Source organism: Salinibacillus xinjiangensis (genome assembly GCF_009649735.1).
GTDB classification, from domain to species: Bacteria; Bacillota; Bacilli; order Bacillales; family Alkalibacillaceae; genus Salinibacillus; species Salinibacillus xinjiangensis.
Genome location: NZ_WJNH01000005.1, coordinates 88726 through 101129 on the forward strand (window position 1 = coordinate 88726; position 12404 = coordinate 101129).

9 protein-coding genes are annotated in these 12404 nt (G+C 38.2%); 2 read left to right on the forward strand and 7 right to left on the reverse strand.

What is annotated here, in order from left to right; translation table 11 throughout:
* The first annotated feature begins 82 nt into the window (after window positions 1–82).
* Both GH754_RS09000 and GH754_RS09005 read left to right on the forward strand, forming a co-directional pair.
* Window positions 83–850, forward strand: a complete 768-nt coding sequence (locus GH754_RS09000; protein WP_153728398.1) for a DUF3888 domain-containing protein — start codon at window positions 83–85, stop codon at window positions 848–850.
* Window positions 851–944: 94 nt separating this feature from the next.
* The gene (locus GH754_RS09005) at window positions 945–2123 is read left to right on the forward strand and encodes a DUF4317 domain-containing protein (RefSeq protein WP_153728399.1); all 1179 of its coding nucleotides are present in this window, start codon (window positions 945–947) and stop codon (window positions 2121–2123) included.
* A 63-nt stretch (window positions 2124–2186) separates the two neighbouring features.
* Here the strand turns inward: GH754_RS09005 and GH754_RS09010 are convergent, their stop codons facing one another.
* The 7 genes from GH754_RS09010 to GH754_RS09040 all read right to left on the reverse strand — a co-directional run bounded on the left by GH754_RS09010 (window position 2187) and on the right by GH754_RS09040 (window position 12358).
* Window positions 2187–4658, reverse strand: a complete 2472-nt coding sequence (locus tag GH754_RS09010) for a S8 family serine peptidase (protein ID WP_153728400.1) — start codon at window positions 4656–4658, stop codon at window positions 2187–2189.
* 204 nt (window positions 4659–4862) lie between these two features.
* Window positions 4863–7334: a S8 family serine peptidase gene (locus tag GH754_RS09015; RefSeq protein ID WP_323741937.1), complete on the reverse strand. Its 2472-nt coding sequence runs from the start codon at window positions 7332–7334 to the stop codon at window positions 4863–4865.
* A 142-nt stretch (window positions 7335–7476) separates the two neighbouring features.
* Complete coding sequence (locus GH754_RS09020) at window positions 7477–8124, reverse strand: response regulator (RefSeq protein WP_153728402.1); 648 nt, start codon at window positions 8122–8124, stop codon at window positions 7477–7479.
* Window positions 8099–9967: a GAF domain-containing sensor histidine kinase gene (locus GH754_RS09025; protein ID WP_153728403.1), complete on the reverse strand. Its 1869-nt coding sequence runs from the start codon at window positions 9965–9967 to the stop codon at window positions 8099–8101. Before GH754_RS09025 ends, GH754_RS09020 begins: the two co-directional genes overlap by 26 nt.
* A 267-nt stretch (window positions 9968–10234) precedes the next feature.
* The gene (locus GH754_RS09030; RefSeq protein ID WP_153728404.1) at window positions 10235–10753 is read right to left on the reverse strand and encodes a YbaK/EbsC family protein; all 519 of its coding nucleotides are present in this window, start codon (window positions 10751–10753) and stop codon (window positions 10235–10237) included.
* Window positions 10754–10920: 167 nt separating this feature from the next.
* On the reverse strand, window positions 10921–11373 hold the full coding sequence (locus GH754_RS09035) for a VanZ family protein (protein WP_228550205.1): 453 nt from the start codon (window positions 11371–11373) through the stop codon (window positions 10921–10923).
* Window position 11374: 1 nt separating this feature from the next.
* Window positions 11375–12358, reverse strand: a complete 984-nt coding sequence (locus tag GH754_RS09040; RefSeq protein WP_153728405.1) for a quinone oxidoreductase family protein — start codon at window positions 12356–12358, stop codon at window positions 11375–11377.
* Window positions 12359–12404: the final 46 nt, after the last annotated feature.

Here is a 12404-nt window from a genome sequence, read left to right on the forward strand (position 1 = left end):
TTTATTCCTTTTTTTGCTAACCATACTTAATCCTTTTTTGGAAAAGTTAAATAATAATTCTTGTGTATCAGGGGGCATCGTGATGAAAAAATTCTACCTTACCTTTTTAGCTATATTCGTTATTTTGTTTCCATCATCTGTTCGAATTCATGGAGAAGCTGTGTCACAGGAATTGCTACATGACAGTTTCATAACTGCCCTCGAGCCCCATATATCTGAAGCTATCGCAGAACATAAACAAAAAATGAAGACTTATGGTGCATACAATATGAATTATGGATTATATGATGTAAAAATCATCGATATTGAACGGGAAGAAGAGGGTGGTTATTCCTTTAACGTTGTGCTGACGGTTCGTACTTTTGAACATGCACATAATCCTCCACACTTCACGGAAACCATTTCCCTCAGAGTAAACCCGTATGGAATACGCGTTACAGACATTCAACTAGAAGGGGATGACGAATTTTATCGTGTTGAAAGGTTTTATAAAAATGCTATATCCGACATAAAGCAAACCTTTAGCCTTAATTTAGAATCCTATCAACGCTATAACATGGACGACTTACATAACAGATTGGAGAAAAAACAGAGTTTTACACAGCTGTATGACTATGCAAAAGAAATTCAAAACAAATACTCAACAAGAGAGGATAAAACCCCACCTCTACATAATGTAATGAAACCTATGACCTATATAAAAAGTAAGAATGGATACATTTTGTTTAAGCAAGCAAATGGTGTCAATGTGATGTACAAGCTAAAAAAGCAAAACTCAAATTGGAAGGTAGTCGGTCATCGTACTAAACCAGGCAAAAAAATGGAGAAGGAATTGCTATGGTATCTTTAACGTTATGTTAAAATATAAGAATGATTTATGAGGTGGAGGGTAATTCATTACTCTCCACTTTCTACTGAAAACATCTCTAGAGGTGGGACTAAATATGAACAAAAAAGACATCGCAAATATCCGAAAACAATTCAAAGTAGACAACGATTTATTGAATATCAAAGAAATATTTAATGTGTACATCATGAAGGAATCAAGTGACATTTACCATCATCAAAGTCAGCCATTTGAAATGTTGGACCAGGACCAGCAGGAGTTATTTATGAATAATTTTAAAAAGGTTCTTTCCGGCCAATTGGATGAAAAATTATTTGAATTAAAATTTCAGCGTGAGGCTGAAAATTCTAGCCAGCTTATCCTTCATAAAGGGCTATTGAACGAGGAAGTGGAGGATTGGAAGGAACAAATGCTTCAGATTGTGGAAAAAATGCTTAAGGACCAACAATATGAAATGGATATTGTCGTTACCTTCATTCGAGGGGAATATTTGAAACCGATGAAACGTCGAAATGACGAAGCAGAAGAAAGTGAACGTGATGCTGTTTTTTCTCATTCCTTTATTCTTTGCAGTATTAATAAAACACAAGACCCGAAAAAAGAACTGCAATTTGACTACGTAGAAAAGGAATTTAAATATAATGTGGAGGTCGACCCTGTTATCAACCTTAACACACCAGTAGGCGGATTTTTATTCCCTTGTTTCACAGATAATGCGGCTGATGTAAACCATATTCTATACTCTGCCGGAAAAGCAAATGAGCCTGATCCCCATTTCATTGAGGAAGTCCTAAACGGTGAAGAGGCGATGACGGCCAAAGAGGATAAAACGGTTTTCGAGGAAATTGTAAAAAACGTTGTAGGAAGCGATCAACTAAACACATCAACACTTAGCAATGTATATGAAGAAATTAATCGTGTAGTCGAAAAAAATGATCAAGAAGAACCACCAAAACTAGACCATAAAGATGTTGAGCATGTTTTAAAAATGAGTGGTGTGGAAGATGTCAATACAGAAAAGGTAGAAACGGCCTTCAAAAACGTCATTGATGACCAAAATTATGAGCTGAAGGCTAGCAGTGTCTTGCCAAAATACAATTCAAAGTCTATTAAGATTAAAACAAAAGTAGCAGACATATCCATAAGCCCACAGGATTTAAAATATGTTAGGCAAATCAATTTCCAAGGGAAACGCTCCATTATGATTGAAGTAGAAGAGGATACGGTAATTGAAGGATTTACAATAATTCCTGAAGCATTTGCTGAAAAAGGTTAGTGATCTAATTCTAATAAGGCAAGGTTTTTCCACGATTTGTGAGAGAAAACCTTGCCTTTGTAATTAGTTTGATAAAAATGCATTATAAAAACGTGTCATGGCAACCGCATAATCACCCCGTGTTACTTTTGATGTTGGATCAAATGTAGCGGTTACTGTTGGTTCTAAGTCATATTGGCCTTGTGTAACATCAAAATTTGCGTTTAGTACATTTAAGTCCAATGCCAATTGAACATATCCTTTTAAATGAGCAGGAACTTGGTCACCATCTTCAATTTTGACTCGCTCATCCTTATATTGTACCGTTAACTCACCTTCAAACCCTTGGGCTTGTTCCTGTAGCCCTAAGCTTTGAATGAGTGAGTAAGCGAGCTCTGCACGTGGTATACCAGCATTAGGAGCAAAAGTACTGTCATTCACAGGAAGCATAACACCGTTTTGAATTTGTTTTTTGTCCCGGAATGCTGCCCCCTTTGTCGTAACAGCCTTTACAAAGGGAAGAAGTTCCCCAGTTACATCGGAAAAGCTACCTTCTTCTTGAGATTGACGTATTTCTGCACCCATGACTAAATAACTTGCTAGTTCACTCCGTTTTAACTCCTGGTCAGGCTGAAAAGTACCATCACTGTATCCATCGAAAAGTCTTTCCTTAACACCCATTTGTATAGCTGATGCTGCTGGGCTGCCTTCAATGTCATCCAATCCAGAAAAACCGTTAATTTTGGTAAAGGCTAGTGTTCCGTTGACTGTTTCAGGAAGAGCTAAACCATCCGTAGAATTGGCTTCATCTCCCCTTAGTCCCCGAAGCTCAACCTTCCACGTACCAGGCTTTGGAGAGTTTACTGTAACAGTTCGGTCAAAGTATAAGGAAAAAAGCAAGCTAATTCCTGAACTATACTCTGTACCATCTGGAGAAATGAGTACTAGATTTATCGAATTACCTGTTTGCTCTATAATCCCTCTGGCATTGACTTTGGCAACAATGTTCGAAAGTCCTTCAGCTACTTCAAACTCATACTGGTTATCTGAAGCTAAAGTCACTGGGTTATAATCAACTGTAAATGGTCTACGGTCTACTGCCGTTTCCACATCGCTATTAAAGGTAGACAATAGATTTACAGTCTCACCATAACTATTGCCGTTAAGAGCCGCATCTACTGCACTATACGCATTTACATATCCCGCACCTACTTCCCAAGACTCATATCCTGGCATATTTGTTGCGGTTTCTTGAATCAATTGTTTTACTTCATCTGGTGATAGCTGTGGATTTGCCTCGAGCATTAATGAAACGATTCCTGCAACATGTGGAGTTGCCATAGAAGTGCCACTCATCGTTGTATAGTATGGCACATATGCTGGTTCAATTCCTGTAGCATCAACATCAATGGCTAATGAACTTACAGGAGCTAAGGCACGAGTGGAAATAATATCAACACCTGGTGCGGTTATCGTAGGTTGGTCCTTCCATTCCCATTCTTTTCCATCCATTTCAAAGGTTCCACCTACTCCTTTTGTCCCGCGTGAAGAAAAATCTGCAAGTGTTCCGTCCTTTTCACCTGCAGCAACTGAAATGACCCACGGAGCCTTTGCATAAGGGTTATGGGTATTTTCTCCGGGACCTGAGTTCCCTGCAGCAAATAAAACAACAATTCCCCGATCATATGCCTTCTTACTAGCAATGTTAACAGGGTTGTTTGGATCAAAATCACCAGAAGATCCCCATGAATTTGTTATTACTCTAATGTCATACTCCTGCTGATGAGTAATAGCATAATCAAACCCGCCAATTGAATCTAAAATAAATAATGCTGCCCCAGATCCGTAGCCTACTAAGTCTGTACCAGGAGCTACCCCTTCATATTTTCCACCTGAAGCTGCACCAGTTCCTCCTACTGTTCCAGCAACATGTGTTCCGTGTCCCGAATTTGAATCTGTATTTGGAATATTCTCTACATAAGTGATCGGTAAGAGTTCCGGAGCTAAAGCGTTAAGATTAGTAGTTCCCGTAACGTTTTGGACAAGGTTTTCACCATATTTGTGGTCAGGGTGTGTTCCATCAATACCACTATCATTCACAACGACACCAATTCCATCACCTGACACCGGAAATCCTCCGTTTTCTTTGGTCATGTCACTATCAGTTCTTACCTTGTCAACGCCCGTGATATCTGTAGCATCCGCGTTGTAGTATTCAAGTTTGCGGTTTAAATAAATTGAGCGTACTTCATCCTTTTTTGCTAACTTGTTTACTTGTTCGTTAGTTGCAATGATTCCAGCCATCGGTAATGATTGCATCGTAAGCCCTGTATCAATTCCAATTTTCTCCAAAAGATTCACTTGGTCCTCTGTAGGTGCTGAATCACCTTTAAACGTGACAATCACTTCAAAAGGTCCTTGCTCATTGTGAAGTACATCCTGGAGATGCGGGCCTAGTACAGGGGATATTTCTGCCGAGATACTGTTTGATTTACTAAAGTTAGAATAAGACAATACAAGTCCAGCTGTTAATAGTAAAAGTAAAAATCGTTTCATTATCAAAACTCCTCTCTATTGATCTTCTTCTATTATCTAATTGAATAACCAGAAATCCTATTCAGCAAAGGATATAAAAGGACGTATAAAAAGAACTAAATTCACTTCATACGAAAGTAGTATCCGGGTTAGTACTTTTGAAATTTGATAGCTTTTTACTGTAATAAAAACCCCCTCCCTATCATGGAGGGAGGAGGGGTAAGCTTACTTTAAATATGTTTCATAGAATCTAGAGATCGCTACTGCATAATCACCGCGGGTAACTGATTCATTAGGTAAAAATTTGGCGGTTACAGATGGCTCTAAGTCATACGGTTCTTGCTTTACATCAAAAAAAGCATTTAATATATTTAAATCTAGCGCTAGCTGTACATAACCTCTAAGATGAGCGGGAATTTCATTTCCATCCTCAAGTGGAATTCTTTGATCTTTATATTGGACGGTTACATCACTGCTATTTAATTTTTCCGCTTCTGTTTGTAAACCAATACTTTGGACAAGGGAGTAAGCTAGTTCACTACGAACTACCTTATCTTTTGGAGCAAACTCACCTTCATTAGTAAGTAACATAACTCCATCATCCCCAGCCGTTGTATCTTTTAGTGCTGCACCTTTTGTCACGACTGCTTGAGCAAATGGTAAATGATGATCAGGTACATCTTCAAGCATATATTGATGTGTGGAATCCTGCCTAATACCAGCACCCATCACTAAAAATTTAGCTAAATCTATTCTTTTGATAACATGATCAGGTTTATATTTGTGATCATTAAAACTATCAACTAAATGTTCACTGACTCCGAGTTTAATCGCTTCTTCAGCTGGATGCCCCTTAATATCGTCTAATCCACTGTATCCAGCAATATTTTTAAAAGATAATTCTCCTGTTATCGTTTCTGGTAAAGCTAAGCTTCCTTCAAGCTCTTCTATGCTCACTTTCCATTGACCAGGTATTGGATCAACGACTTGAACGGTTCGATCTGTATATAAAGGGAATAATACGTAAATACCTGAACTGTACGTTGTTCCATCAGGTGCTGTTAACGTTAAATTTATAGTGTTGCCAGTTAAATCTAACAACCCTTTAGCGTTAAGACGGGCAACCAGTTCACTAGTATCGTCATTCACCTGAAAAGAATAGCTATTTCCATTTACGTTCGTCGGGCTGTAATCAATTGTAAAAGACTCATTAACTTCTTCTGTGTCCACACTTGCGTTTAAGGTTTGATACATATTTACTGTTTGTCCATACTCATTTTCATTAAATGCAGCATCAACTGCGGCATGCGCGTTTACATAACCAGCTCCAACCTCCCATGCCTCATAGCCAGGCATGTTGGTTGCAGTATCCTGGATAATCTCTTTCACTTCAGCTGGTGATAGCTCTGGGTTTGCGTCTAGCATAAGCGCTACAATTCCCGCCACATGTGGTGCTGCCATGGAGGTTCCGCTCATAGTAGTGTAGTAAGGTAGATAAGCGGAATCTATATTTTCCGCATCGTCAGCTACAGCCAGTGATGAAATTGGAGCAATTACCCTTGTTGAAATAATATTTTCACCTGGGGCTGTAATCGTTGGTCGGTCTTCCCATGTCCAAGTTTCTCCATCAATTTCAACACTCCCTGACTTTCCTTCGACTCCACGGGATGAGAAGTCAGTTAACTTTCCTTGCTTTGTCCCGGCAGCAACAGTTATTACCCATGGCGCTTTTTTATAATTTCCGGATATGGTAGAATCTCCAGGTCCAGAATTACCAGCAGAAAACACTGTCACAATTCCTCTGTCGTATAATTGTTTAGTAGCGACATTTATTGGGTCGTATGGGTCAAAGTCTGTACCCACATCACTTGTAGAACCCCAAGAATTTGTAATGACTCTGATGTTATATTCCTGTTGATGGGTTAGTGCATAATCAAATCCGCCTAACGTATCGATAATGGCAACCGCAGCTCCTGAACCATAGCCGATTAAATCGGCCCCAGGTGCTACACCTTCATATTTTCCTCCAGACATTTCTCCAGTTCCGCCCACTATCCCTGCGACGTGAGTTCCATGACCAGATTCCGTATCGGTATTAGGTATATTTTCTACATATGTAATGGGGAGCATTTGGTCTAGGGCATGTAAATTAAGGGAAGCGTCTACATTTTGCACAAGATGGTCGCCATACTCAATATCTTGATGAGTTCCATCTACACCACTGTCGTTAATGACTACTCCTATACCATCACCTGATACAGGGAGCCCTCCATTGGCTTTACGGAAGGAATCATCCGTACGAACTTTATCAACGCCCGTTATACTAGTTGCATCTTCATTTTCATAGGTTACTTGTTTATTAAAATAGATGGAGTACACATCATCATTTGTGGTCAATTGTTTTATCTGATCTTTTGTAGCCAATGTAGCGACCATTGGAAGACTAGTAAGATGATATCCTTTCTTGATTCCAACCGACTTCAATAATTTTAAATGGGAATCAGTTGGTCCCCCCTTCCCCTTAAATGTCACAATCACTTCAACAGGCTCATTTGTTGAACTTTCTAGGACACTCAAAAGCTTATCACCTATAACAGCTTGCTCTCGTTCCCCGTCGCTTGTTGCATTTATTGATAGGGAGCCTATTAAAATAAAAGTTACCGCGAAAGCAACTGAAAATAAAAATCTACTTCTCACATATAACACCTCCAACTCAAAATGGTTATTTTTATTATCTCACCTGGCTCTATCCCTGCACCATTCTGCATTGGACATAAATTTAAATATAAGAGTACTAGTTTCCATACAACTAAAGTAGTATAAGAATAAAAAAATCCCCCTATGAACTTGGAGGAAGTGGGACTAACTGATTTTGAACAGCATAAATAACAACCTGTGAACGGCTTTTTACATTTAATTTTTTAAAAATTTTACTAACATGAATTTTGACTGTTTTATCGCTGATATATAATCTTTCTCCAATTTCCTTATTACTCAACCCCTCTACAAGACAAATTAAAACCTCTTTCTCTCGTTCGGTCAGCTGATTATCATTTGGTGAGTCTTCCTTTTGCTGATGTAATGACAAAAGCTTCTTAGTCATAGTTGGATGGATGACTGATTCTCCCTTGGACAAAGCACGAATAGCCTCTACAACCTGACTTGATGGGGAATCCTTTAACAAATATCCGTCGGCACCTTCCCGAATGGCTGCCATAAAATATTCGTCATGGCTATACATGGTTAAAATAAGAATTTTTAAGGTGGGATAAGACTTCTTAAGCTCTTTCGTTGCATCTATCCCGTTTTTACTAGGCATATTAATATCCATTAAAATAAGGTCTGGTTGACACATTTCAACCTGCTCTAAGGCTTGTTCCCCTGAAACAGCTTCTCCTACAACCGTAATATCCTCAGCCATCTCCAATATATTTTTCAAACCATCTCTTAATACGGCATGATCATCCACCAATAACACTTTGATCATTAAATTCCTCTCCTTCAAGTCCCATTCTTGGCACAGTCAATGTCACATCAGTCCCCTTACCTTCTTTACTATCAATTTGCAAGGAAGCGTTTATCTTATCGGCTGCTTCATTTATATTCAGTATTCCATAATGAGGGTGATTACGTGCTTTAATCATTGCCTGATATAAAGAAAAACCTACCCCGTTATCTGTTACTTTTAATAAAATATGTTCCGTTTGATAGCTTAACAAAACGTGAATTTTTGTTGCTCTACTATGTTTAATGCTATTTTGCATAGCTTCTTGAAAGGTTTCATACATTACTTTCTCGACTAAAGAGCTTAATTCCTTCTCTTCACCCCTTATGTCAAAGGAGACTTCCAAATCATGATCATTTTCAATTGAATTGATTTTTTGCATAATAGCAGAGGATAAAGTAATCCTTGAAGTTGGATTTGGCCTTAAAGCATAGATGGAATCACGAACCTCTTTTAATATCAAACGCATTTTTTGGATACTATCCTGAAGCAAGATGAACGTTTCTTGCTTATTACTCCTATACTTTCTTTCTGCTGTTTCTAGTTTCATAATGGCCCCAGCAAGTGTTTGTGCTACCCCATCATGTATTTCACGCGCAATTCGATTACGCTCCTCTACAATGATTAATTGCTCTTGTTTTTCAATAAGAGATTTTGTCTTAATAGCAACAGCTAACTGATTGGCTAACGTTGCAATAGACTGAATATCATCCTTCATAAAACTTTTCGTCCGACTTCGACCAACTACAAACATTCCTAGCGTCTCCCCTTCAATAACAAGAGGGGTATAGACAAAAGCTTGTATGTCCGAGTGAAAGCTTTTTGCAGCAATAACTGAGTTCTTCTTTTTATTCTCATAATAGATTGGTTCTTTAACTTGGTCGAACTCCGCAAGCTCACTTTTGGATAAGTAAATATTAGGCTGTATATTTCCGTCCACATATCCTCGCACCCATTCACCATTTTGTTTAATCCAAAGTATACAGGCATCAACATCTAAAAAGGTGCGAAAATTTGTTTTTAATTTATTCAACCAGTCCTTGGTTGGGAGCATGTTGTTTAGTTCTGCTGTAATAGAAAACAAAGCTTTTAATCGATTTTTTTCCTTTTTCAAACGTGCTATAACAGAGCTTAGTAATGAAAGTCCGATTAAGGGTGAAAAGAAAAAGAAAAAAGCAACTACATCAATTTCACCACGATTTTGACTTCCAAGAATGTAAAATGAAATTCCATAAATTAGCGAAATAGCAACCACAATGGTTTCCATCACCATTTTATGCTTCCAAACTTCAAAGGTATATTTTTGAGGGCGCAGCAATAATACAATATCAACTAAAAGATTATTAACCCCATAATAAATGAGTAAAAGAAATAAGAAATGGGCGATGCCATACCAGGTAGGAGAATCAAAAGTGGACTCCAAAATAGGAGCTATCCACTCTGTACCTTTCACCGCAATGTAAAAACTAATCGAAAGTTGGGCAGGGTTAAACCAAACAATACGAAAAGGATGCCGACGTAGAGCGTAAGTACAGAAAATAATAATGGCGAAAATAACCAAGGTATAGGATAATCCATAGAGTAAATACAGCACATATGTAACTGGAAAGCTAATGGAAGAATGTCCTCTCCATACTGGAATTGGATAATATAACGCAAGTGCTAAACACACAATCATCAATGATAGAATATAAACATCTTCTATAGGCTGCAGTTGTAAGAAGCAATATGTTACAAGTATCCAACCTAATATTGATAAAAGGGTCATATATATTTTGGAGCTACTTTCTCTTTGGAAATAATTTGATTTTACATTTTTTTCCATGGCAGGATCACCCCCAATAAAAGAATATTCCGTTAACTATTTTATCTAAATATCACTAATAACACTAGAAGAACCTCGTTAACTAAAGCCTTCCTTTACAGTCTTTTATAAAAAAATGGACTGGTCGAATGATGAAATCACTGACCAATCCATGACTAGCTAGCTCCATCAAGGAGGCTAACGTTGTATCATTATGACAAAAATTAATCTTCTTTCCAATTCACTAAAAGATATATTTGTTATAGTACTTTAGTTTTATGTCGTTTTCTAATGACTTTCTTGTTGAAGAGCAACCTTTTCATCAAGGTTTTCATCTTGCCACCCTTTACATACATCCACCCAGTCTGTTGCAAATGAATACTTAAATAACTCCTCTTTTGTTAACTCAATGGCAGAATTGGTACTGCCACAGGCTGGAAAAAGAGTGTCAAATCTTTTCATAGATTCATCCAAATAAACATTAAGATCATTTTTCAATCCAAATGGACAAACGCCACCTACTGCATGCCCTGTTTGCTCCAACACTTCATCAGGGCTCAGCATACGTGCTTTTAACCCAAAGGATTTGCGAAATTTTTTATTATCGATTTTTGCATCGCCGGCAGCTACCACTAAAATGGCTTGCTCCTCTTTTCCTCTGAAGGATAACGTTTTAGCAATTCGAGCGGGTTCAACTCCAATCGTTTCTGCAGCCTGCTCTACTGTCGCACTGGATGTTTCAAACTCCATCACATCTTGTTCTTTGTTCCATTGTTTGAAATGAGCTTTTACGCTTTCTAAAGACATTTGCTTCATCCCTTCCTGTTATTTTTATAGAAAATATTAACATATTTTAGCAGGGAAAAGCGACTGAATGGTTTTGATTTTTTACGAAATTGTAACGTTTTTCACATTCATTTTTTTGATTAATAAGAATAAAAAATAGCCCACTGAAGCCCCTAATGTATTCAAAATCAAATCATCAAATCAAAAGCTCGTATGGCACTCATAAGTTGTATTAGTTCTACGATAAGCGAGGTAAAAAAGCCTATTAGGACTATTTTCCAAAGTTTATGTATCTCAAACCTTAATGGTAACGCTAAACCTAATGGCGCAAACAACAGGATGTTTCCTACGATATTCCTCAACGGCACCATATAATAAAAATGATTTAACGAACCTATGATACTTTTAAAAGGAACAAGATTCATAGAACGGTATCCTTCAGAAAAATCGTGATGATAGGTATAAAAGGGAAATGGAAATATGGTCATACCATATATAAAAACAATGGACAGGAAAAACAGCCCCTTAATTCCTTCTATCTTTAACGAAAATTTCTTCGTTACTATGTACGCAATCCCTCGATATATAAACCAGGGGAGCCCAAACAATATGAGTAGTTCCCCAATTCCAATACCAACCATCCTAATCATTCCTTACTTTTAATATAACTTTTCCAGTGCTTTGTCTACTTTCTACCCATTCTTGCGCTTCTTTTGCTTCTGCTAAGGAAAAACTACGACCAACGTTAATTTTTAACTGACCATTTGCTAGATAAGGGATTACTTTTTCTGCTACTGGGCGAATCAAATGTGGACGTTTTTTCCGAGTGGTGCCAAAGCTAAATCCTAGCACAGAACGACAGCTAGCATGTAAATCTTTCGTTTGAAAATGGCCTACCTCTCCGCTGGCATTACCAAAATGGACTAACCGACCATATGGAGCAAGGCACGCTACGCTTTTCTCTGACACCCACCCTGCAATGGAGTCTAAGATAACATTGGCCCCTTCACCATTGGTTAACTCATTGACCTTTTGCGCAAAATCCTCATGGTCATGACTAATGACATGATCAGCTCCAGCCTCTAATGCAACTGGAATCTTTACTTCGCTACCTACTGTTCCAATTACCTTACCCGCTCCTAAAAGCTTAGCTAATTGGATAGCTGTTGTACCAATTCCACCGGCTGCAGCATGAATTAAGACCGTTTCCCCCGATTCTATTCTAGCTACATCGTGTAAGAGCTGATAGGAAGTAAATGAGACAATGGGACATGCGATTGCCGTCTCAATATCTAGCTGGTCCGGAATACGAAATGTTAGGTTTTGATTGGCTACTGCGTACTCAGCATAAGACCCTTGTTTCGGAAAAGCAATGACACGCTGTCCTTCCTTTACCGTATCTACGTTTGACCCTACTTTTTCTACTACCCCAGCTACGTCAATGCCGGGAATAAATGGTAGATTCCCTTTTCCCTTGTTTCCTTTTCTCGCTTTGATATCGGCAAAATTGACACTAGTCCCTTCTACACTTATGAGCACCTCGTCTTTTTGTATGGTTGGGACATCGACATCCAGGTATTTTAAAACGTCAGGTCCACCAAATTCTGTTGCCATGATTGCTTTCATATGAATTCCCCCCCTTCCTTTTATTAACTAAATTTTACCACGAAAG